The sequence below is a fragment of the Lachnospira multipara LB2003 genome (assembly GCF_000702205.1).
GTDB classification, from domain to species: Bacteria; Bacillota; Clostridia; order Lachnospirales; family Lachnospiraceae; genus Lachnospira; species Lachnospira multipara_A.
Genome location: NZ_JNKW01000009.1, coordinates 75782 through 98407 on the forward strand (window position 1 = coordinate 75782; position 22626 = coordinate 98407).

Here is a 22626-nt window from a genome sequence, read left to right on the forward strand (position 1 = left end):
CATTTTATATTGCAATTTCATAATGTTCTTTAAGATCATTCATCATACTGTGTTTTATAAATCCTTCGTTTTGTAATCTACCAACTACAATTCCTGGTGCAATGCCTTGTTGCTTAGCGAATGAACGAACACTAAATTCAGAAAAGCTACTTTTTTCTACAAATTTAGCCATCTCTCTATAAGGAAGTTGCTTTGCTAAAATTTCGTCTTCTTCCATAGCATTTTCAGCTTCAACCTTAACTAACTTCTCTCTATAAATAGCCTCTAAATTATTCCAAAACTTTGCTGGTACACCAAGTACCACTTCCAATCTCACAGCAACCTCTGGAGTCAACTGTACGTTTCCGTCTATGAGCCTGCTAATATGTTTTTCGGACATATCCATTCTAGCAGCAAACTCTCTCTGACTCATTCCTCTGTCATTAAGCTGTTCCTTAATTGTCGCTCCAGGTGGTGTTGCAATATAACTGCGACTTCTCACCATAGTGCTACCTCCTATTCATTTTCATAGGTTCTATCTGAAAATTTGGCATCAGTACAAACTTTCTTGATCTTATTAGTTTTGTACGTAATTTCCAACGCATCATATCTTTCACAAGTTTTACCTTTGAGGTAAATTAACAATAACTTATATTCATATAATAGTCAACCACTGATTTACCTCAGAGGTAAATTAGCTATAAAAAGTTATAAATTTTAATTCCATACAACTCGCTATTACTGAGCCTTTGATAGTCGATCCATCTTTGCTTTCTTTCTCTTATCAATAATCCTATGAAAGCACTCTGCCACTTCGGAAGTCATCGGAACATCTCTGGTACAACTGGAAGCCTTGGTATTTTTAATGATATATTCCATATTTCTCTTTCGCTGAAGCTGATGCGTAACATTGATCCTCATCTCTGTATAATCAATATCATTTATGGTAAGTCCTACAAACTCTGAAATTCTAAGTCACGTGTGAAATAGAATAAAAAACTTCGCAACTCTAGAACCCTCATAAATACTATAGGCTAATCCTATACATCCGGAAAAGAAGGACAAAATTCAATGATATATTATTCTTTTTGAGTTCATATCTGATTGGATTCATAGTACCTATGATTCCAACCTTATTAAGCCAGCCCATTGGACTTGTTTTGGTAAATGCATGAGACACTATTCTTGCAAGCACAAGCTCCAATTTTCTTGTCTCAGTATTATTCCTCAATTCACCTTCAAGATACCATTTCATCTTCTCGTATATTTTGGGATTAACAGTTGATATAGAATTGTAAATATCTGTATCATCCATAATTGAATTACGAAGAATATTTCTTGAATTTAAATAATCATTTTCAATCGCATCAGAAAAATCATTTTTCTTCTCGTGCAACTGTCGGCAACGATTCTCAAACTGCTCAAGCGTAGTGTTTATTTCATCAAAATCAGTGACATAGGAAGTGTAATTGTATTCGAGGTCAAGTTTCTTAAGGCAATCAAGAACCTTTCTTCTCTTGCTATTACGAACAAGAATCTTATTGCTGATTTCAAAATATATCTCAGCCGCAAAATTCCTTAACTCCTCTTCCTCCGCTATAATATCTTCCAACATTTCTGCTTTTTTTCTATAATTTGTTGTAATAAAATCATTATTCTGCAGTTTTTCTCTGCAAACTGTTATAGGATGTATTTTCATCTTATTTTTTCTTCTTCCATTTAATTCCAACAAAAATTCCCGCTACAATAATCAAGCCTACTAAGAATACCATTGAAAACCAAAAGCCCTTAACATCGCTGCTATATCGCTCAATATCCCATGCTACTCTAAGAACATTTGTCATGTGATAAAGCGGATTGATCATAGCTACCTTCTGGAATGATCCTGGCATCATACTTAAAGGAATAGTAGTATCGCTTAGAATGAACATTGGCATAAAGAAAGCCATCATTGCTGCTGAATATGTATTGAGCTTATCTATTAAAATACCTGCTCCAAATCCAAGACACAGTGAGTAAACAATAGTAACCACATATGACACGCAGTAAATTACTGGATTAGGAATAGTTACATTGAATCTGAATACTGCTAAAAGCAAAATAATAACAAATCCCAAAAGAGCAAGTAAAAAGCCCTTAAATACAACTACACCCATGATTCTGCCAAGACTGATTGGAGTTGCTGATAAACGCTTATAAATTCCTTTTTCCTTGTCACCCACAACCTGATTACCAATGTTATATACTGACGAAGCAAAAAGAATAATTACAGAAAATCCAGGAATGTAGTTTGCAAAAAAACTGAATCCGTTATAATCTACATTTCCGTACATCATTCCAAAAAACAAGAAACTGAAAACAGGCATAAGTAAACTAAACAACAAATAGAAAGGCTGTCTAAGATACACTTTTATTTCCACCTTTAACTGCTCAATCAACATCGCCATCATCTTTACCTCCTGAAATTCTTAAATATATTTCTGACAAATCCTTACTTTCTTGCTGATCAAAGAATTTGTCTAATGCTCCAGCATACAAAAGTTCACCATCCTTAAGATATACGATCTTATCACAATACTTCTGTACCTCTTCCATGTAGTGAGATGACAAGAACAGAAGAGTGTCATTACAAAGCTCTTTAAGTACTGTCCAGAAATCATGTCTGGCTCTTGGATCAAGACCTGTTGTAGGCTCGTCAAGAAATACAACCTTTGGCTTATTAATAAATGCTAAAGCCAGGTTGACTTTTTGCTTCATTCCACCTGACAGCTTGTCATAATATTTGTTTTGATAATCTGTTATCTTCAGCTTTTCCATCAAATAATTGATATCAAAAGAATCCTTGTAGTAGCTCTTAAAAAGACGCAGAAGCTCTATAACCTTCATATTGCTATAAAAAGCATTAGACTGAAGAATAACTCCAATATTCTCTTTCATGTCTTTTAATTCAAACTCATTTGAATAATCAACGGTTCCACTTGTTGCAGTCTGAATACCCATCAATATCTCTAACATAGTAGTCTTACCACTGCCGTTATGCCCAATTACACCTACAAAAGAAGGTGCCTCAAATTCAAAGGATATATCCTTTAAAGCTTCAACATCCTTAAAATCTTTTTTTATATTATTAACTCTCATTTTTTCCTTTCCCAACAATACCTTTCTGTAAAATAGGAACCCTCTGTAAGAAGGTCCCTATCTATTTGTCTCAACATCCTATGAAAGTGCATTTAATTACCTTTTATTATTTACTGTATTACCTAATCCCTACTAATATGCATGAATATGTACGCTACAACATGAAGTTGATAAACAACATGAACAACTATTGCATGAGCTGATTCCTGAAGAAGCAGCTGTCTCTGATAAAGTTGTTGTCTCGTCAAGCTCAACGATTTCAATTCCCTCAAAAACATCGTCTAATTCTTTCTTGTCTTCCATAAGTGCCCTCATATTTATATTTTATTTATATTTTATTTATATTTTTCACAGAATGCTCTTAAATTTTAATTAAAATTTATTTTTTGTCAATAAAATTCATTTATTTTTTTATAAAAAAAAAATAAACAAAAGTCGATTGTATACTACTTTTTACTATTGATGCATTCTCCAGTCCTCTTTCCTTAACATAACTAGCCAAATACGTTCTGGAGATTCCGGCTTTCTCTACATATTCAATTTTGCTGATTTGGTGATAATTTTTAAAGTTCCGACGACAATCCCACAGGTGCCATCGAGTGCCTTTTTTTATGAATTTTATGAATCTATAACAAAATTTATAGGGATAGAATTTTCCGCAAAGCCTTATGCTATGCGATTTTAAGAGTTTTTATAGGCTTATAAGAATATTTATCAAAATGTCCAACTCGGAGCGATTCCTACTTTCATTTCCTTGTCATCTTTTATTTTTTTCAAATTGTGCCAACACTGTTGACATAATCAATGATAAAAATTTATATGTTCAAACAACTAACAACCCCACCAGACCGCGTCAAACTACAGCATATCTTTACTGCTTTTGACACGACCCGATGGGGTTGTTTATTGGTAGCCAAGCACACTTAAGAGCAAGTGTGCTTTCGCCATATGTAATTGTATGTCACATCTCCAAAATCACTGTTATTTTGCTGCTTTGTGAATTTGTTTCCTGCAACAATAAACCCTTCTATTAAGAACAATTCTTACTTCCACGAATCTCCCCAAACCTTATTAGCTAGGTTTACAAGGTATTCCTTACTAAAGTTTGAATCTTGCTTTATAATTTCATTTTCCTTTGCCAACTCATCTGTATACTCAGATAGATTATAAACTGTTATGCCATTTAGCTTACTTGTAACGTGGGATACTATTGCTTTAACCCCATAATCCTTAATTACTACATTACCGTTATCATCACGGCCTAATTTAACTTTGGCCATACCGCCAAGCATTCTATCTGAAATTCCGCTACCTGTACTTGAGGTCCAGTTTACAAAGTTACCAAGAGAATAATAAACCAACATTTGATGACCTGTAGTCTCATCGGTAAGCATTTCAATTGGCTCAATAACATGAGGATGTGTACCAATTACTAGATCTACACCATTGTCCATAAAAATCTTAGTCCACTTCTTCTGCATACTATCTGTACCAAGTAAATACTCAGTTCCCCAATGTGGGCAGACAACTACAAAATCAGATATTTCCTTTGCCTTAGCAATATCAGCTACTACCTTATCCTCTTCAAGCATATTAACTGCATATGGCATATCTGATGGAAGAGGAATTCCATTAGTTCCATATGTATAATTTAGAATAGCTATCTTCATGCCATCCTTTTCATATACATAGATATTATCACTAGCTTCCTTACTATCATTAATTCCAAGAACTGTCATGTTAGGATGATTAGTTTTCCAGTTATTAAGGCAGTTAACAACACCCTTCTTGCCCTTATCTAGTGCATGATTAGTAGCATGTAAAATAACATTAAATCCCGTACTTTCTAAATTGTTAGCTAAGTTATAAGAGCAATTAAAAGCTGGATATCCTGAAATTCCTAAATCTTCTCCACCAATTATTACTTCCTGGTTTACAAGACTTAAATCTGCATCTGAAATATCTTCCTTTTGATTAGTAAAAATTGCAGAGTAATCATAAGTCCCATCTGCTTGTTTACTGTATTCCTCAATTGGTGTATGAAGTAAAATATCTCCAACCATTATTAAATCGATTTCTGCATCTGCTTCAGTTTGTGTTTCTTCTACTACTGCATCAGGTTCTACAGAATTTTCATCTTTTTTTGCACTGCATCCTGTGAATAAAGTGGACATAAGACTTGTCATCATAAGTACAGCCATGAATTTTTTTACTACGTTTATTCTACGCATATACCCTCCCTTTATGTGTCCTTTTTTTACAAAATATTTTCTTTGTAAATGGCACATTTTTTCATAAAATCTTATGTCATCTTAGCATATTTTTTTATTTTTATAAAGATAATGCCTATATTAATGCTAGTTAGTTCCATAAAAATATCCCCTTGGGTGAAGTTAACACCTAAGGGGAATTATTTACTAGTTATTAGGGCTAAAATGAGACATTGGCGAACTATTAGTTAATGGAAGGAAGGTATATCCATTAGATAAGCCCCATACTATTATGTCCTCAACAGCATCTACGCTAAATTTTTTAATATCATGTTGCAATACATAAGATACATTATGATTAGATACTCCATTAATTACATTAGATACAACCACCTCAGTGCTTGTAGTCTCACCTGCATCACCTGATGACACATTCCAATCGCAATACAAATATCCTGTATTATTTAAATCTTCCACAAGTTTAGACATAATACCTTGGCAATATCTTGCACTTACTGTATTAGATGTTCCACCTGGAAATCTGACTATTGAAGGAGCAACTCCTGTTTGATTTATAATTATTTCTCGCATTGCATTTAAATCATTAAAATAAGCTTCCTCACTACTATAGATATTAGAATATACATGAGAATAGCTATGAATAGCAACTGTATGTCCTCTTCTATATTCCTCACCTATTAGTCCTTGATAAGCACTATACTGGTTAGTTACAAAGAAAGTTGCCTTTACATTGTATTTATCAAGGGTATCTAATAGATCCTTTGTGTACATATATGGGCCATCATCAAATGTTAGATAAATAATCTTATTACCAGGATTTATTGTACTAACATCAGCTTGTGGCTCATATACAAAAACCTTACGACTAGAACTTGCCGGATTATTAGATGAATCCTTAACATTATAAGTAATTGTATATACACCGATACTATTAACATCAACGTTAGAACTTACCTCAACATTTCCTGTTATATCTCCATCTAAATTATCAACTGCATTATAGCCTGGATCCACATACTGTGTTCCCCTTCTTAAATAGACATTAGCACCAGAAATACTTATATTTGGAGGAGTCATATCCTTCACATTAACTGTTCTTGATAGGCTAAGTCTTGTATTATCCACGTCAGTTATATAATAAAAACATGTATAAGTCCCTATAACGTCTTTATTAACATTACTCTCTACTGTTACATTCTTTGATATATCTCCTTCCAATTCATCAAAGGCATATGCACCTGGATCTACAAAATCCTCGCCCACAGGCCAGTCCATAACCGCATCCCCATTTAAGGTAAAAGTAAGGGGAACTGACTCATCTGCAGCCACCTCATTGTTGGCATAGGGGCTGGCGTGCTTATTCTTTTTCTCATCTGCTACTACAAAAAATGCCACACCTGCTATTAAAATAACAAAAGCAGACACCACTACTGCTATTAAACAATAATTTAAAAAACTCCTCTTATGCATACTAATCCTCCCTAAAATTAGATTTTTATAACTTGCGCAGTATAAGAATCTAATATGTAATCCTTTCCTCTAATATTAAAAGTATATTCCTTATCATCAGCATTAAATAAACAAATACATGTGGCCCCATTTAAACTTCTTTCAAAGGCACACTGTTTATTAGTAATTAAAATATCCTTAAAATCACCATAAATCATTTCTTTAAAGTTTTTTCTAAAGGCGCTAAAGGTCTTTATAGTATCTGTAATATGATTCCATTCTGGTGTCTCAATGGCAGGTCTTAAACTATCATCTCCATCTTTTTTATCCCCTTTAATCCCCCATTCACTTCCATAGTAGACACAAGGTATTCCAGGCATCGTAAAGATAAAGGCATACATTAATACAATATATTCTTCCTTGTCCACAATTGATGCTGCCCTTGTTACATCATGATTATCTACAAAAGATAACAAATGTTTATCCCTATAAAGAGCCCAACTATCACTTCCAAACTGCCTCTTTAAGGAATGCATAATCTCAAAAAGATTCTGACTATTAAGTGCAGAATAAATACCCTTATAGCACTCATAATTTGTGGCACTATGGCACATATCATCTCCCATAATAGTCTTATAATCTCCTCCTAGAATTTCCCCAAGTAAGAAGAAATCTTGCCTATAGGAGTCTGTAAAAGCCCTCATTCGTCTTAAGAAATCCCTATCAAGTAAATAAGCTACATCAAGTCTTAAACCATCAATATCAAACTCATCAATCCAAAACTTAATAGTATCAAGTAAATATCTAACCACCTCTTCATTTCTTAAATTCAACTTTACAAGGTCATAACAACCTTCCCAACCCTCATAATAAAGGCCATCGTTGTAATTAGAATTTCCATTAAAGTCTATAAAAAACCAATCCTTATATTTGGAATTTTCTCTTTTTTCTAGAAGATCTAAAAAAGCCCAAAAACCTCTACCTACGTGATTAAAAACGCCATCAATAACCACTCTTATTCCTGCTTTATGTAGTCTAGCAACCAAATCCTTAAAGTCATTATTAGTGCCAAGTCTTCTATCAATCAGCCTATAATCCCTTGTATTATAGCCATGACTATCAGACTCAAATACAGGGCAAAAATAAATAGCATCAGCCCCCATATCCTTAATATGATTAATCCATGTCTCGTTAAATTTACTAAGCCTATTAACCACATTAAATTCTCCATTTACGCTTTCATTTACCCTTGGTGCCCCAAGCATTCCAATAGGATAAACCTGATAAAATGTACTTTCATAAGCCCACATAGTTTCACTCCCCCTATTGTTTTTATATAAGTCTAGAGTTTGTTACATATTAAGTTTCCAAATATCTTCTAGAAATAGTATACAACAATTTTCCATAATTAAAAAGGTATAACAAAAAAGTCATACAGAAAAATCAAAAATGATAGTTTCTGTATGACCTAAATTTATATATTATTTTTCTTTTTATTTAAAAAGTCCCTTTTTCTTAGTTGGTCTATCAACACCTGTAAGAGTCTTATCATAAGCTAATAGGGCTTCTTTTTGCTCCTTAGTAAGACTTGTTGGAATATCAACTATTAAGTCAATATATGCATCTCCTCGTACATTTTCATTACGAAGAGTTGGCATTCCCTTACCACGAAGTCTTACTCTTGTGCCTGATGATGTACCTGGCTTAACATCGTATAAAACTTCGCCATCTACTGTCTTAACCTTGATTTCTCCACCAAGTACAGCAGTAGGATAACTAATTCTTACTTCTGATAATACATCATAACCATCTCTTACAAAATTAGGATCTCTAGAAATGCTAACAGCTACTAATAAGTCTCCTCTTGGGCCGCCATTAGTTCCTGGCTCACCCTTTCCAGAAATTCTAATTGCCTGACCATCATCAATACCAGCTGGAATTGTAACTTCTATAGTCTTCTTACTGCTTATATAACCAGTACCCTGACAATCTGGGCACTTATCCTTAATAACCTTACCGCTACCACCACAATCTGGACATGGACGTACTGACTGTACCATACCAAATAATGACTGCTGCTGCATTGTTACCTGGCCACGACCATTACATTTCTTACAAGTCTCAGGACTTGTTCCTGGCTTAGCACCTGTTCCATTACATTTTGGGCATGGATCTTTTAGTACTACAGTAATCTGCTTCTTAGTACCTGTTACTGATTCAGCAAATGTAATTCTAACGTTAGTTCTTATATCTGCACCACGTCTAGGGCCATTGCTATTGCGTCGGCCACCACCGCCGCCAAACATACCTCCAAAGAGATCGCCAAAAATATCTCCAAAATCGCTAAAGTCAAAATCAAATCCGCCGCCAGCTCCACCGCCGCCATTTTCAAATGCTGCGTGGCCGAACTGATCATACTGTCTTCTTTTATCTGCATCAGATAATACGCCATAAGCCTCTGAGGCTTCTTTAAATTTAGCTTCTGCCTCAGCATCACCAGGATGCATATCTGGATGATATTTCTTGGCAAGTTGTCTGTATGCTTTTTTTAATTCTGCCTCACTGGCGTCTCTAGAAACGCCAAGGACTTCATAATAATCTCGCTTATCTGCCATCTTTTATTCCTCAAACTTAATTTAATATGCATGTTAAGGGAGCCGAAATACGGCTCCCAAAAATATTTATACTTTGCATCACAATTGCTTAGACTTCCTTGTAGTCTCCATCAACTACATCGTCACCATAGCTTGATGTCTGTCCTGCGTTAGCATTAGCATCTGCACCACCTGCAAAGCCCTGAGCTCCTGCATTAGCGCCTGCTGCCTGTGATTCATATAATTTAGCGAAAAGGTTCTGAGCACTTGTCATTAACTTTTCCTTAGCAGCCTTAATAGCATCAACCTGTGAATCTGTCATATTCTCTGGATCTGATTCATCAACAAGCTTCTTTAATGCATCTAAGTCAGCCTGTACATTAGCCTTTTCATTAGCATCAATCTTATCACCAGCTTCATCCATAGCCTTCTGAGTCTGGAATACAATTGAATCAGCTTCGTTTCTTGTATCAATAGCTTCCTTTCTCTTCTTATCCTGAGCTTCGAATTCAGCAGCTTCCTTAACAGCCTTATCAATATCTTCATCAGACATGTTAGAACCAGCTGTAATTGTAATATGCTGTTCCTTACCTGTTCCTAAATCCTTAGCAGATACATTTACAATACCATTAGCATCGATATCAAATGTAACTTCGATCTGTGGAACACCTCTCTTTGCTGGAGGGATACCATCAAGACGGAACTGTCCAAGTGACTTGTTATCTCTAGCGAACTGTCTTTCACCCTGAACTACGTTAATATCAACAGCTGTCTGGTTATCTACTGCTGTAGAGAATACCTGGCTCTTCTTTGTAGGAATTGTTGTATTTCTTTCAATAAGTCTTGTAGCAATACCACCCATTGTTTCAATTGAAAGTGAAAGTGGAGTTACATCAAGAAGAAGGATTTCACCTGCACCTGCATCACCAGCAAGCTTACCACCCTGAATTGAAGCACCAATAGCAACACACTCATCTGGGTTAAGTGACTTATTAGGTTCATGACCTGTTAACTGCTTTACTTTATCCTGAACAGCTGGAATTCTTGTAGAACCACCAACTAATAATACCTTTGAAAGATCTGAAGCTGTTAAACCAGCATCTGATAATGCGTTTCTAACTGGCTCAGCTGTCTTCTCAACTAAGTCATGTGTTAATTCATCAAACTTAGCTCTTGTAAGAGTCATATCAAAATGCTTTGGACCTTCAGCTGTAGCTGTAATATATGGAAGGTTGATGTTAGTTGTTGTAGCTGAAGATAATTCCTTCTTAGCCTGCTCAGCAGCAACCTTTAATCTCTGAAGTGCCATTGTATCAGATGATAAATCAACACCTTCCTTAGCCTTGAAATCATCTAACATATACTGTGTAATTGCGTTATCGAAATCATCACCACCAAGTCTGTTGTTACCAGCTGTAGCAAGAACTTCAATAACACCATCACCAATTTCGATAATAGATACATCGAATGTACCACCACCTAAATCGTAAACCATGATCTTCTGCTCATTTTCATTATCAAGGCCATAAGCTAATGCAGCAGCTGTAGGTTCGTTGATGATTCTCTTAACATCAAGACCTGCAATCTTACCAGCATCCTTAGTAGCCTGACGCTGAGCATCGTTGAAGTAAGCAGGAACTGTAATAACAGCTTCTGTAACCTTCTCACCTAAGTAGTTCTCAGCATCTGCCTTTAACTTCTGTAAAATCATAGCTGAAATTTCCTGTGGTGTATATTTCTTATCATCAATAGTAGCCTTATAGTCTGTACCCATATGTCTCTTAATTGACGAAATTGTCTTGTCAGCATTAGTTACTGCCTGACGCTTAGCAGGATCACCTACTAATCTTTCACCTGTCTTTGTGAATGCAACGATAGATGGAGTTGTTCTAACGCCTTCCTGGTTTGTAATAACAACTGGCTTACCGCCTTCCATAACTGCAACACATGAATTTGTTGTTCCTAAATCAATACCAATAATCTTTCCCATGATAAATTCCTTTCCGGCCAATGGCCTAAAATTTAATATTCAAAAATTACTTATTATCATATTTAAAATTTCTAGTTAGCAACCTTTACCATACTGTGTCTAATAACTGTATCTCTGTATGTGTAACCTTTTTCGAATTCTTCTACTACAATGTTCTCTCCAACTGAGTCATCATCCACATGCATTACTGCATTGTGTAAGTCTGGATTAAATTCCTTACCTTCTGCCTCTATTGGTTTAACATCTGAATCCTCAAGGAGTTTGATAAACTGCTTATAAACCATATCCATTCCCTTAGCAAATGGTGTTTCAAGTTCTTCTTCTGAAACTGATTTAAAGCCTCTTTCAAAGTTATCAATAACTGGTAATAACTTCTTAATAATATCAGAAGCACCCATTTCAAACATTGCTGATTTTTCTTTTTCAGTTCTCTTTCTGAAATTATCAAATTCAGCCATCTGACGCTGTACTCTATCTGTTAATTCAGCGATTTTTTCATCTTTAGGATCCTTCTTTGTAGGAGCTTTACTAGCTTCCTCTTCTGAATCCTCAGTAGCTTCAGTAGCTTCAGAAGTTTCTTCTACTTCGCCCTCTGTCTTAGTAGCTTCTGTATCTTCTTTAACTTCTACTGTTTCTTCCTTCTTAATTTCTTCTGTCTCAGTCTTTGTTTCCTTCTTCGACATTATTTACTAGCCTCCATCAAGATTTTTTAAATACGTTGTCCAACTGACTTCGAATGTTCTGGAGATTCTCCACAACCTTCTCATAATCCATTCTCTTTGGACCTATAATTCCAATAGTTCCTTTTAAGCCATCTGATAATTCATAGGTTGCTGTAACAACACTACAATCTTTCATTGACTCAACTGGTGTTTCATCACCTATATAAACCTGTATGCCTGTGTTCTTAGGATCATCATTATCTACTAATTCACCCTGATCTAGAACTAAATTAGATAAATCATTCTTCTCCTCAAGGGCATATATAAGTTCGCTTGCTTTATCAGAATCGCTAAGCTCTGGATATTTAAAAATGTTAGTTGCGCCGCTAGTATAAATCTTAAGGCTATCCGCCTTATTAATTGTTTCAACGATTGCATCTAGCACTTCTTTAACAATACCTGCATGTTCCTTAACCTGACTTTCTAACTTAGAAATAAGGCTTAAGTTCATTTCTTCAAGTGTTAAACCTGTAAGAGTTGTATTAAATAAGATATTAAGCTTTAATAGATTCTCCTGTGAAATCCCTTCGCTTATCTTAATTACCTTATTACGAATTAAGTTACCTTCCATAACTAAAACTGCCAAAATCTTGTTAGGCTCTAGGCTTGATAATTGAATAAATTTCAACTTATTGCCCTTAACCTTAGGAGTTGAAACCATTGTGGCATAATTAGTTGTTGTAGCTAACACCTTAGCAACATTTTGTAGAAGCTCTTCTACTTTATCAACCTGCTCATCTAGGCTTTCTCTTACATTATCAAGTTCTGCTTCCTTAATTGAAAGTCTTGCTTCTCTCTTTGAAACATTGCTTTCACGCTGTCTCATCATATCATCAACATAGAATCTGTATCCTTTATCTGAAGGAATTCTACCAGCTGATGTATGTGGCTGTATTATATAACCTAATTCTTCAAGGTCAGCCATTTCATTACGTATTGTTGCTGAACTTAAATTAACACCTTCTAGTTTAGAAATTGTTCTTGAACCAACAGGCTCTCCAGTCTCGAGGTAATTATGGATAATCGCCTTAAGAATCTTGACTTTACGTTCATCTAAATCCATGGCACACCTCTCTTCTAATTAACTGTTTATTATTTGTTAGCACTCATTTGGTTGGAGTGCTAATATCAACATAATTAAAATATCACTCTCAGCATTTTATGTCAACAATTTAGAAGTTTTTTTCCATAAACATTTTATAAACTAATAAAAGGGAGAATAGGTTCAATTATTGACATCTTTCAATAATATGATATTATTATAGTAAGTAATTCGTGAAATTTTACATTTTGTATTTATAATAAGGAGGAGCTACCTATGTATCTTAAAAAAATTGGGGGAGCTATACTAACAGCTATTCTTTCCTTTGAGATGTTTACATGTTGTCTAGGTGCAAGTCTTAATGCTAATGAGCAAAATATTATTAATGCACTTTCAAATAATAGTATTTCTGCTAACTATACAACACAGGTTTCTAATTATTTTTTACGTGACGATGTAGAGGTAGATGCAAGCACTGCAAATCAGATTATTTCTAATATTAATGATGCAGTTGCAACTGCTAATAATGCTACAGAGGTTTCAAGCCTTTCAAGCACTCAAAAGCAACGACTATTAGACGATTTAACAAATTCTTGTAATTTACTTGGATTAAACGTTACAGTTGATGCATCTTCAGATACAATTATTATTACAGATAAACAAGGCAACACCGTTGCTGTTGCAGATTATACATCAGGTTCTCTCACTAACTATACAATTAATAACTACAACACTACTAATAACTATAACAACACAAGTAATAGCACAACTAATACAACCAATACAACTAACAATCAGGGCTCTTCATCAAAGGATGCAGGTTATAGTGCTGGCACTAATTCTAATCAAGCTGGTGTTGTTAAGCAAACTGGAAACAATTTATACATAACATATGGCATTATTATTGGTCTTATAGCAATTCTTAGTGTATGTGGTTATGTAACCTTTAAAAAAGATTCTAGCGAGAGGCAATAATATGAATTTTAAACGAGTTAAGACGATAATGGCATATTTTATTATGCCATTATTTTTTAGTTTAATAGGAATTGGCATTGTTATCCTTTTATTTTCTCCATTTTTAAAAAGCGCTATATCAATTGGAAATGCCGTTACTGGTAATGTAAATACTAGATCTAATAAGGTGTATCAGCTATATGACGAAGAGCTTGCTATTAAAACTGCAAACACCATAGAAGAAATGAATCTAGAAAGTATAGAACTATCTGATATATCTATGCCTACTAATTCTACTCAATATGGAAAAATCTATTGTGATAGAGTTGGTTTTTTAGCTCCTCTTTTCTTTGGAGATGATTCTAACATACTTCGTCTTGGAGTGGGACAGTATATAGGTAGTAGCATGCCAGGGTTTGGAAAACCAATCCTTTTGTGCGGTCACAACACAAGCTACTGTCTTCCAATGCAATATATGGAAGTTGGGGATGTTTTGTGTATAAGCACCAACTATGGTTTATTTGAATATACAATAAATGATCTAAGGGTTTTAAATATGTCAGATCCTACAGCTTTTAATCTAAACAAAAACGAAGAAGAACTTATCTTATACACTTGTTATCCCTTTGATTTAATCGGTGCAAAAACGGACAGATTATTTATTTATGCTAAGAAAACCAACGGACCAAGTGTAAGTTATTAAAGATAAATTAAACTCACTATTAGTTACTGGAGGGCCTATGAAAAAAAATACAAAAGGAATCTTAAAGAAATACATTATTCCCACAATAGCATCTTTTGTGCTCTCTATAATGCTTACTGCTCTGGCATATCTAACCGGCACATTTTTAGGACTTTTTAATAAGGACCTAGTAATTGATGCTATGAATAAATCTTCTTATTATGAAGAAGTTAACAAATATACCTTAGAAGCTGCCATAGATTATGCAACTCCTAGTAACTTAGATCCTAGTATATTTGATGGAGTCTTTACCTTGCAGCATACCTACAACGAAGGGAAGTCTTATTTGATAGCCAGTCTTGATGGTAAAAAATATACAATTGAAACAGATTCCATTAAAGATAGCCTTCGCCAAAATATTAATAAATATATAAGCGAACAAAATATAGCTGCTGATTCAATTAATAATGAGGGAATTAATATATTTATTGATGATGTGGCTGATATGTATTCAAAGAATCTTTCAGTGCCTTTTCTTTATTATTACAACGCACTAAAAAAAATAATAGAGCAAATATTTATGATAATGCTTCCTGTCATTATAATTCTTAGCACTATATGCCTTGTAATTATTTTTAAAAGTAATAAGTGGCTACATAGAAACTTACGTTTTATTTCTTATTCTTGCCTAGCTGCTGCTATTATGACAAGCATTATCCCCTTAACTTTATTATTTACTAAGCTATATGCTAAGCTAAATATCACTCCTATTTACTTTAGTAGAATGCTTGCTAGGTATTTAAGGGCATCCCTTAATACATATCTTTATTTTTCTCTTTGCTTTTTTATGCTTGGATGTATAAGCATTTATATCACTTATTATAAGAGAAAAAATGTCCTAAGAAATTCATAGATTGAAAGATTTACAGATTGAAAGATTAAAACCCTGTCCATTTTTTCCATAAAATAGTTTTACCGTAGGGTAGTAAATCTACCCTACGGCTAAAGAAAGGAATTATAAAATGAAAATAAAAAATCTTGTTAGCTTCTTTGTCTATGTTGTTTATTATAGTGCTCTTCAAACTTACTTACAGGAATTGGCTTATCAATAATAAAGCCCTGTATAAAATCGCAATTATTTTCCTTTGCAAATTCAAACTGTTCCTCAGTTTCAATGCCCTCAAAAACAACATTATAATCAATGTCTTTTAACATCTTAACAAGGGATTTTACAACTATTTTTCCCTTTTCTGTCTTTAGAGAACTACTTGCAAATTTCTTATCAAGTTTAATTGTATCTGCAGGTAGTGTTGCAATCTGATTAAGTGACGAAAAACCAGAACCAAAGTCATCCACGCTTACATGGAATCCAAAGTCTCTTAATTCCTTAGTTGTCTTAAAAATCAAATCACTATTCTCTAAAAAGCTCGATTCTAAAATTTCAAATTCAATATATTCTGGTGGTACATTAAACATTCTTTGTAAGTCCTTCATTCGCTTTACAAAATCAGGCTTAACATACTCTTGTCTTGCAACATTAACAGATAGAGGCATAAGATCTCTGCCCTCATCTAACCATCTTCTAAGAATTGCAAAAGCTTTCTCTGTCATAAGCTTATCTAATGTACTAATAATACCAGTCTGTTCAAGAGTAGAGATATAATACTTAGGTTCTACAATATCTCCATCCTCATCAATAATTCTTGATAATAATTCTGCACTTACAACCCTATTCTCCTTAAAGGAATACTGTGGCTGTAAAAACGGAATTACTCTATCATCTTGATGAGCTTTTCTAAAGAGGTTAGATGCCTCCATTTCATTCTCCTTATGAATATATTCTTCAGGATCATAAACCTTAAATGGAATATCTAACTTACCCTTTATACTTGTCTTGGCAATCTTAGCCTTATCAAAAGCTTCTCGTATGTCGATTTTGTTATCATTAAAGAAATAAATGCCAGTATAAACATGAATGTAAATATCTGGGAATCTGTTATTCATAACCTTCTCAAATTCCTCATTCATCCATACTATTCTCTTTAATTCATTATTAGCATTTATATCTCCTAAATCTAGAATAGTTACAAACTGCTCTGCATCTATTCTACATGCACATACGCTTCTTGGATTGCCGACTAAATAATACTTAGCCATATCATCTATAAATACATCACCTGTCTCTTTACTATAGAATTTATTGATGTATTTAAAATTGCTTACATCATTAATTATGATTGCATAATTGCTATTATATTTTGCTATGTGTGCTTTGGCTCTACTTAAAAATTCATTAAAATCATAGAGTCCTGTAATTGAATCTACGCCCATATAAAAACCCCAAAAAAATTTGCTATTACATTGTTTAATCGTTACACAAATATCTAAAAATATTGTATCACGGTATTTTTACCAATGCAATAGCAAATGTGAATATTACTATATAATTTTGTTGTAAATTAATTCATAAATATTTAGACAAATTTTTATAATGTCCATTTTTTACAAAGAAAGAATCTTCTCTACAATATCTTTCATTTCATTTACTTCTACTGTTGTATCATGTAAAACCTTAGCAGTTCTAATTTCTTCAATAGCATTTGGAACCTTAACTTTGCTTATCTTAGCAAGTTCATCTACTAGCTCAAAATCAGATAATGAATCATATTTTGTATCAATGGCATTCATAACAGCTCTTGTGAATTTATAAGGTGATGCTGTTGATGCTATAACAGTCTTAGTATCATCCTTTGTTTCAGCTCTGTATTTATTATAAACAGTTGCTGCAACACTTGTATGAGTATCAATTACATATCCAGTTTCTTCATAAATTCTTTTTATAGTCTTAGCATCTTCATCCTCTGATGCATAATTACCATAGAAATCCTTTAACTGATTCTTCATAGAATCTGAAATAGTATACTTACCCTGTGAGCTTAATTCCATCATTAATTCTTTATTCTTATTAGCATCATTTCCTGCAATTCTATAAATAAGTCTTTCAAGGTTACTTGAAATAAGAATATCCATTGAAGGAGATGTTGTAAGAATAAATTCTCTATTTCTATCATACTCACCTGTTGTAAAGAAGTCGTATAATACCTTATTCTCATTAGATGCACAAATAAGCTTATTAATTGGAAGTCCCATATTCTTAGCATAGAATGCAGCAAGGATATTACCAAAATTACCTGTTGGAACTACAACATTAATCTTCTCATTCTCCTTAATTTCTCCATTAGCTAAAAGCTGTGCATAAGCATATACATAATAAACTACCTGTGGAACTAATCTACCAATATTAATTGAATTAGCTGATGAGAACTGGTATCCTGCATCATCCATCTTTTTTTCTAATTCCTTATCAGAAAAAATCTTCTTAACTCCAGTCTGAGCATCATCAAAATTACCCTTAATTGAAACTACATATGTATTATTACCCTTCTGAGTAACCATCTGCTTTTCCTGAATTGGTGAAACACCATCCTTAGGATAAAATACAATAATCTTAGTACCTGGTACATCTGCAAAACCAGCTAGAGCTGCCTTACCTGTATCACCTGATGTAGCTGTAAGGATTACAATATCATTCTTAACATTATTTTTCTTAGCTGATGTTGTAAGTAAATGAGGTAAGATTGAAAGAGCCATATCCTTAAAAGCAATTGTCTTACCGTGGAATAATTCTAAGAAATAAGCGTCATCAGCCTTAACAAGTGGAGCCATCTTAGTTGTATCAAACTTAGAATCATAGGCACTGTTAATGCAGTGTAATAATTCTTCTTTTGTAAAGTCATCTAAAAATAATTTCATTACTTCATAAGCCACTTCCTGGTAAGTCATCTTAGAAAATTCCACTAAGCTCTTATCTAGAGCTGGAATACTATCTGGAACAAATAAACCACCATCTGGTGCTAAGCCCTTTAAAATAGCTTCTGATGCTGTAACTTTTACGCTGTCATCTCTTGTGCTGCTGTACAAAATACTCATAACTACCTCCGTTATAGACTCCTAAGTCTATATTTTTTCGCCATATTTTCCCTTATCCATTTTCCTTCCATTAGTTGTGACAACTGCGAAGCAGTTGCCATGTAGGCTCGAGCAGATTGCCAAGGGCAATTCTAATGCGAGAGCTTCCATCTATACAGATAAGTTAAGGTTAATTATACAACACTTATACAAAGAAATACAACAAAAAGTTTTTCTGTGGTGCACATTTGTATTTATACCACTGACACTTTATGTAATTGATAGTATCTAAAAATAATGATACAATATTATTAATATATAACGTGATTAATATCTCTAATAGGGAGGTTTTATGGAAAAAGGAATATACCATGCTAGAAAAAAGGATAATACACCCTATTACCGTGTTTCAATTACTTACAAATCAAAGCATATAAGCCTTGGAAGTACTAGTGATTTAGACACGGCTAAAGCTATATATAGCGAAGCCAAAAGAATTCTAAAGTATCCAAAGAAGTATTTTGTTGATCCTGATAATAAAAACATTGGCTACAAAAATATGCATATTTCCCTAGATAAATACATTGTTCTTACTAATTTTAGAGACAACGGAATTTATATTAAGACTCCAATTTATTTACAAAAAAAGTCCTTTCTCTACTTTTTGTCAGAAAGTGTAATTCTAACCTTCTCCATAGATGACCTTTTTTATTACAGTAATCACACAATCCAAACTAGAGGCGGGTATTATTTTGTAAGCGATTATGGCATGCAAACTAGCATACTAAGTAGATATGGTATTAAAAATCACTCTGTTAAAGGCACAGACTATATTTTTAAAAATGGAGATGACCATGACTATCGTTATGAAAATGTATATGTAGTTAATAAATACGTTGGGGTTTCTCAAATTGAAAAAAACGGACGTATTGTATTTAAAACCAAGATTCACATAAATGGTCTCTACACTGTTGGAATCTACAGTAGCGAGAACGAAGCCGCAATGGCATATAATAAAGCAGTTGAACTTGTAACTAAAAAGCTTGATAAAAACTACGCCAAAAACTACATAGAAGGCCTATCAAGTGTGGAGTACGCTGCCCTTTATAATTCAGTTAGATTAAAAAAGACATTCAGAGATTACGTTGAAAAACTATAATCTCCAAATGTCTATAATTTACTGTGGTAATTCTAAAATTACGGCCTTTGATTGAATAATTAAATCATCACTAAGGCTATATTGACTATAATAACCATCTTTACTGTAAATAATTACGCTTTCATTCTTGGCTTTTTTCTTATTATCTTCCTTTAATTGTTCATTATTATCTTCTAAACTAGGAAGATCATCGTTTGTGATTAAATCCACATCACTACTTGTTTCTTCTATATTACCAAGATATATGTAACCCAAGAGTGTTCCCTTAGAATATCTAGTAACCATGCCTTCTTTAGTATATGTCTTAATACCATCATACTGATTTATTCCTGTACTAAGACTATAACTTTTGTAATCAATTGCATGATTATTATTAGCCTCACTTATTGTAACATTTACTCCATCGTAATCTTCTACGTATGCCACATGTCCACTATTATAGTATGACCAAACAGCTATTGAATTAGCTCTTGGCTCACTGCCTACTTCAAATTCATCACTTGACTGTGCGAAATAGTACCACTTAGCAGCATCCCACTTAAAAGGATAGGACTTATTATTAACTTCACTTGCCCTTCCATACGCATACCATGTACATTGTCCGTAATATCCAATGCTTGCAAATATATTAGATGAATTATAGCTATCCTTATTAAAATCTGGGCTTTCACCATAAGCAAAGGTAGTAAGACTGGTTAAACTCATAAGGCTAACGTAAGCAACAATACTTGCAATACGCTTTATGATTTTTCTCATTTTTCTTCTCCTTGTATTGTATTGGTATAATTTTACTCCCGATGCTACATATCATACTATATAAATATTACAAAAGCAATAAAAATATTACGAAATGTTTACTTTTCTTATTATTTATTGTTAATATAGTTAATTAATCCACCTGCATTAATAAGATTCTGCATAAATTCTGGAAATGCTTGTCCCTCATAAGACTTGCCTGTTGTCTTATTAGTAATAATTCCTGTGTTAAAATCCACGCTAATTTCATCTCCATCACTAATTTCCTTAGCAGCCTCTGGGCATTCAATAATTGGTAAACCAATATTAATTGAGTTTCTATAAAAAATTCTTGCAAAAGTTTCTGCAATTACACAAGAAACTCCTGCTGCCTTAATTGAAATTGGTGCATGTTCTCTTGATGAACCACAACCAAAATTCTTGTTGGCAACAATAATATCACCCTTAGAAACCTTGGATACAAAATCCTTATCAATATCTTCCATACAATGCTTAGCTAATTCAGCCGGATCTGATGAATTTAAGTATCTAGCTGGAATAATTACATCTGTATCAACATTATCACCAAATTTAAAAACTTTTCCTTCTGCTTTCATTAATGGCCACCTCTCTATATTAAACTTATAATCCTAAATCACTTGGTTTACTTATCTTACCTGTAATTGCACTTGCTGCAGCAACTGCAGGGCTTGCAAGATAAATTTCTGAATCAATTGCACCCATACGACCAACAAAGTTACGATTAGTTGTTGATACACATTTTTCTCCTGATGCCAAAATACCCATATAACCACCAAGACATGGACCACAAGTTGGTGTAGATACTACTGCTCCTGCCTTAATGAAAGTTTCAATTAAACCTTCTTTAATAGCCTGCATATAAATCTTTTGAGTAGCAGGAATAATAATAACTCTAAGTCCCTTCTTAACATGTCTACCATCTAAAATCTTAGCAGCACATCTAAGGTCGTCTATTCTACCATTAGTACATGAACCAATTACAACCTGATCAATCTCAATATCATCAAATGTTCCCACTACATGAGTATTCTCTGGTAGATGTGGGAAACTTACAGTGGATTCAAGACTTGAAAGGTCAATATCAATAACCTCATCATATTCTGCATCAGGATCAGCACTATATTCTACAAAGTCTCTCTTTGAATGTTCCTTCATATAAGCTCTTGCAAGGTCATCAACTGGGAAAATTCCATTCTTTCCACCTGCTTCAATAGCCATATTAGCAATTGTAAATCTATCATCCATTGTTAAAGAAGAAACACCCTCTCCACTAAATTCCATGGATTTATATAGAGCACCATCAACACCAATCTTACCAATAATGTGTAGAATTACATCCTTACCAGAAACCCAAGGCTTTAACTTTCCAGTTAAATTAAACTTAATAGCTGATGGAACCTTAAACCATGCCTTACCTGTTGCCATACCTGCTGCCATATCTGTTGAACCAACACCAGTTGAAAAAGCTCCAAGTGCACCATATGTACAAGTATGTGAATCAGCTCCAATAATTACATCACCAGCAACTGTTAAACCTGATTCAGGAAGAAGTGCATGTTCAATACCCATTTCACCAACTTCGAAATAATTAGTAATATCATGTTTAGCTGCAAATTCACGAACGCACTTACAATGCTCTGCTGACTTTATATCCTTATTTGGAACAAAGTGATCAGGAACTAAAGCTATCTTGTCCTTATCAAAAACCTTATTTAACTTCATCTTATCCATCTCATGAATTGCTACAGGAGATGTAATATCATTACCAAGTACTAGGTCAAGATCTGCCTCAATTAACTGTCCTGCCTTAACACTTTGAAGTCCTGCATGGGCAGCCAAAATTTTTTGTGTCATTGTCATTCCCATATAAATCATCCTCCATTAACTTATGCAATAAAGACTTTTTCCTAATTCTTAAAGCCACTAAAAAATTAGAAAAA

Annotated in this window: 21 protein-coding genes and 1 pseudogene; 4 read left to right on the forward strand and 18 right to left on the reverse strand. The window is 33.7% G+C overall.

Annotation, left to right across the window (positions count from 1 at the left end; all coding sequences use genetic code 11):
• Positions 1-160: 160 nt before the first annotated feature.
• The 13 genes and pseudogenes from T537_RS12030 to hrcA all read right to left on the reverse strand — a co-directional run.
• Positions 161-484: pseudogene (locus T537_RS12030) on the reverse strand (HigA family addiction module antitoxin); the annotation flags it as partial.
• A 233-nt stretch (positions 485-717) separates the two neighbouring features.
• Complete coding sequence (locus T537_RS13235; RefSeq protein ID WP_278244469.1) at positions 718-948, reverse strand: site-specific integrase; 231 nt, start codon at positions 946-948, stop codon at positions 718-720.
• A gap of 58 nt (positions 949-1006) precedes the next feature.
• Positions 1007-1678, reverse strand: a complete 672-nt coding sequence (locus T537_RS0106975; RefSeq protein WP_031556894.1) for a hypothetical protein — start codon at positions 1676-1678, stop codon at positions 1007-1009.
• 1 nt (position 1679) lies between these two features.
• Entirely contained in the window at positions 1680-2429 is a 750-nt protein-coding gene (locus tag T537_RS0106980; protein WP_242839168.1) for an ABC transporter permease, read from the reverse strand.
• The gene (locus T537_RS0106985; protein ID WP_031556897.1) at positions 2410-3117 is read right to left on the reverse strand and encodes an ABC transporter ATP-binding protein; all 708 of its coding nucleotides are present in this window, start codon (positions 3115-3117) and stop codon (positions 2410-2412) included. The genes T537_RS0106980 and T537_RS0106985 overlap by 20 nt, the downstream gene beginning before the upstream one ends.
• A gap of 132 nt (positions 3118-3249) precedes the next feature.
• The gene (locus T537_RS0106990) at positions 3250-3420 is read right to left on the reverse strand and encodes a thiazolylpeptide-type bacteriocin (protein ID WP_242839169.1); all 171 of its coding nucleotides are present in this window, start codon (positions 3418-3420) and stop codon (positions 3250-3252) included.
• Between the two features lie 740 nt (positions 3421-4160).
• A complete protein-coding gene (locus T537_RS0106995; protein WP_051637180.1) occupies positions 4161-5348 on the reverse strand; it encodes a CapA family protein in 1188 nt (395 codons plus the stop codon).
• A 186-nt stretch (positions 5349-5534) separates the two neighbouring features.
• Positions 5535-6818 carry a polysaccharide deacetylase family protein gene (locus tag T537_RS12035; protein WP_051554972.1) on the reverse strand — a complete coding sequence of 428 codons (1284 nt, stop codon included), beginning with the start codon at positions 6816-6818 and terminating at the stop codon, positions 5535-5537.
• A 17-nt stretch (positions 6819-6835) separates the two neighbouring features.
• A complete protein-coding gene (locus T537_RS0107005) occupies positions 6836-8107 on the reverse strand; it encodes an alpha-amylase family glycosyl hydrolase (RefSeq protein WP_031556905.1) in 1272 nt (423 codons plus the stop codon).
• Positions 8108-8290: 183 nt separating this feature from the next.
• On the reverse strand, positions 8291-9412 hold the full coding sequence (dnaJ, locus tag T537_RS0107010; RefSeq protein WP_027438115.1) for a molecular chaperone DnaJ: 1122 nt from the start codon (positions 9410-9412) through the stop codon (positions 8291-8293).
• Positions 9413-9500: 88 nt separating this feature from the next.
• The gene (dnaK, locus tag T537_RS0107015; protein WP_031556906.1) at positions 9501-11381 is read right to left on the reverse strand and encodes a molecular chaperone DnaK; all 1881 of its coding nucleotides are present in this window, start codon (positions 11379-11381) and stop codon (positions 9501-9503) included.
• A gap of 71 nt (positions 11382-11452) precedes the next feature.
• On the reverse strand, positions 11453-12064 hold the full coding sequence (gene grpE, locus T537_RS0107020) for a nucleotide exchange factor GrpE (protein ID WP_027438117.1): 612 nt from the start codon (positions 12062-12064) through the stop codon (positions 11453-11455).
• Between the two features lie 16 nt (positions 12065-12080).
• The gene (gene hrcA / locus T537_RS0107025) at positions 12081-13166 is read right to left on the reverse strand and encodes a heat-inducible transcriptional repressor HrcA (protein WP_027438118.1); all 1086 of its coding nucleotides are present in this window, start codon (positions 13164-13166) and stop codon (positions 12081-12083) included.
• Between the two features lie 255 nt (positions 13167-13421).
• On the opposite strand from hrcA, the gene T537_RS0107030 reads away from it, so the two are divergent.
• Genes T537_RS0107030 through T537_RS0107040 form a run of 3 tightly spaced genes read left to right on the forward strand, consistent with a single transcriptional unit; the run spans position 13422 to position 15694 of the window.
• Positions 13422-14120, forward strand: a complete 699-nt coding sequence (locus tag T537_RS0107030) for a hypothetical protein (protein ID WP_027438119.1) — start codon at positions 13422-13424, stop codon at positions 14118-14120.
• A 1-nt stretch (position 14121) separates the two neighbouring features.
• Positions 14122-14802 carry a class D sortase gene (locus T537_RS12410; protein WP_051637181.1) on the forward strand — a complete coding sequence of 227 codons (681 nt, stop codon included), beginning with the start codon at positions 14122-14124 and terminating at the stop codon, positions 14800-14802.
• Positions 14803-14839: 37 nt separating this feature from the next.
• Positions 14840-15694 (forward strand): hypothetical protein, encoded by an 855-nt coding sequence (locus tag T537_RS0107040; RefSeq protein ID WP_027438120.1) that lies wholly within the window; start codon positions 14840-14842, stop codon positions 15692-15694.
• Between the two features lie 128 nt (positions 15695-15822).
• On the opposite strand, the gene T537_RS0107045 is transcribed toward T537_RS0107040, so the two are convergent.
• Both T537_RS0107045 and thrC read right to left on the reverse strand, forming a co-directional pair.
• Positions 15823-17112: an EAL domain-containing protein gene (locus T537_RS0107045; RefSeq protein ID WP_027438121.1), complete on the reverse strand. Its 1290-nt coding sequence runs from the start codon at positions 17110-17112 to the stop codon at positions 15823-15825.
• A gap of 171 nt (positions 17113-17283) precedes the next feature.
• Positions 17284-18771 carry a threonine synthase gene (thrC, locus tag T537_RS0107050; RefSeq protein ID WP_027438122.1) on the reverse strand — a complete coding sequence of 496 codons (1488 nt, stop codon included), beginning with the start codon at positions 18769-18771 and terminating at the stop codon, positions 17284-17286.
• Positions 18772-19102: 331 nt separating this feature from the next.
• On the opposite strand from thrC, the gene T537_RS0107055 reads away from it, so the two are divergent.
• Positions 19103-19909 carry a hypothetical protein gene (locus T537_RS0107055; protein ID WP_027438123.1) on the forward strand — a complete coding sequence of 269 codons (807 nt, stop codon included), beginning with the start codon at positions 19103-19105 and terminating at the stop codon, positions 19907-19909.
• Between the two features lie 18 nt (positions 19910-19927).
• On the opposite strand, the gene T537_RS0107060 is transcribed toward T537_RS0107055, so the two are convergent.
• The 3 genes from T537_RS0107060 to leuC form a co-directional block, all read right to left on the reverse strand.
• Positions 19928-20665, reverse strand: coding sequence for a CHAP domain-containing protein (locus T537_RS0107060; protein WP_031556911.1), 738 nt, complete (start codon positions 20663-20665; stop codon positions 19928-19930).
• A gap of 110 nt (positions 20666-20775) precedes the next feature.
• On the reverse strand, positions 20776-21261 hold the full coding sequence (leuD, locus tag T537_RS0107065; RefSeq protein WP_031556913.1) for a 3-isopropylmalate dehydratase small subunit: 486 nt from the start codon (positions 21259-21261) through the stop codon (positions 20776-20778).
• 25 nt (positions 21262-21286) lie between these two features.
• Positions 21287-22552, reverse strand: a complete 1266-nt coding sequence (gene leuC / locus T537_RS0107070; RefSeq protein WP_031556914.1) for a 3-isopropylmalate dehydratase large subunit — start codon at positions 22550-22552, stop codon at positions 21287-21289.
• Positions 22553-22626 lie beyond the last annotated feature (74 nt).

Coding starts and splice junctions, on each gene's coding strand:
- T537_RS0106975 (WP_031556894.1), bottom strand. CDS start 1,678: ATGAAAATACATCCTATAACAGTTTGCAGAGAAAAACTGCAGAATAAT.
- T537_RS0106980 (WP_242839168.1), bottom strand. CDS start 2,429: ATGATGGCGATGTTGATTGAGCAGTTAAAGGTGGAAATAAAAGTGTAT.
- T537_RS0106985 (WP_031556897.1), bottom strand. CDS start 3,117: ATGAGAGTTAATAATATAAAAAAAGATTTTAAGGATGTTGAAGCTTTA.
- T537_RS0106990 (WP_242839169.1), bottom strand. CDS start 3,420: ATGGAAGACAAGAAAGAATTAGACGATGTTTTTGAGGGAATTGAAATC.
- T537_RS0106995 (WP_051637180.1), bottom strand. CDS start 5,348: ATGCGTAGAATAAACGTAGTAAAAAAATTCATGGCTGTACTTATGATG.
- T537_RS12035 (WP_051554972.1), bottom strand. CDS start 6,818: ATGCATAAGAGGAGTTTTTTAAATTATTGTTTAATAGCAGTAGTGGTG.
- T537_RS0107005 (WP_031556905.1), bottom strand. CDS start 8,107: ATGTGGGCTTATGAAAGTACATTTTATCAGGTTTATCCTATTGGAATG.
- dnaJ (WP_027438115.1), bottom strand. CDS start 9,412: ATGGCAGATAAGCGAGATTATTATGAAGTCCTTGGCGTTTCTAGAGAC.
- dnaK (WP_031556906.1), bottom strand. CDS start 11,381: ATGGGAAAGATTATTGGTATTGATTTAGGAACAACAAATTCATGTGTT.
- grpE (WP_027438117.1), bottom strand. CDS start 12,064: ATGTCGAAGAAGGAAACAAAGACTGAGACAGAAGAAATTAAGAAGGAA.
- hrcA (WP_027438118.1), bottom strand. CDS start 13,166: ATGGATTTAGATGAACGTAAAGTCAAGATTCTTAAGGCGATTATCCAT.
- T537_RS0107030 (WP_027438119.1), top strand. CDS start 13,422: ATGTATCTTAAAAAAATTGGGGGAGCTATACTAACAGCTATTCTTTCC.
- T537_RS12410 (WP_051637181.1), top strand. CDS start 14,122: ATGAATTTTAAACGAGTTAAGACGATAATGGCATATTTTATTATGCCA.
- T537_RS0107040 (WP_027438120.1), top strand. CDS start 14,840: ATGAAAAAAAATACAAAAGGAATCTTAAAGAAATACATTATTCCCACA.
- T537_RS0107045 (WP_027438121.1), bottom strand. CDS start 17,112: ATGGGCGTAGATTCAATTACAGGACTCTATGATTTTAATGAATTTTTA.
- thrC (WP_027438122.1), bottom strand. CDS start 18,771: ATGAGTATTTTGTACAGCAGCACAAGAGATGACAGCGTAAAAGTTACA.
- T537_RS0107055 (WP_027438123.1), top strand. CDS start 19,103: ATGGAAAAAGGAATATACCATGCTAGAAAAAAGGATAATACACCCTAT.
- T537_RS0107060 (WP_031556911.1), bottom strand. CDS start 20,665: ATGAGAAAAATCATAAAGCGTATTGCAAGTATTGTTGCTTACGTTAGC.
- leuD (WP_031556913.1), bottom strand. CDS start 21,261: ATGAAAGCAGAAGGAAAAGTTTTTAAATTTGGTGATAATGTTGATACA.
- leuC (WP_031556914.1), bottom strand. CDS start 22,552: ATGGGAATGACAATGACACAAAAAATTTTGGCTGCCCATGCAGGACTT.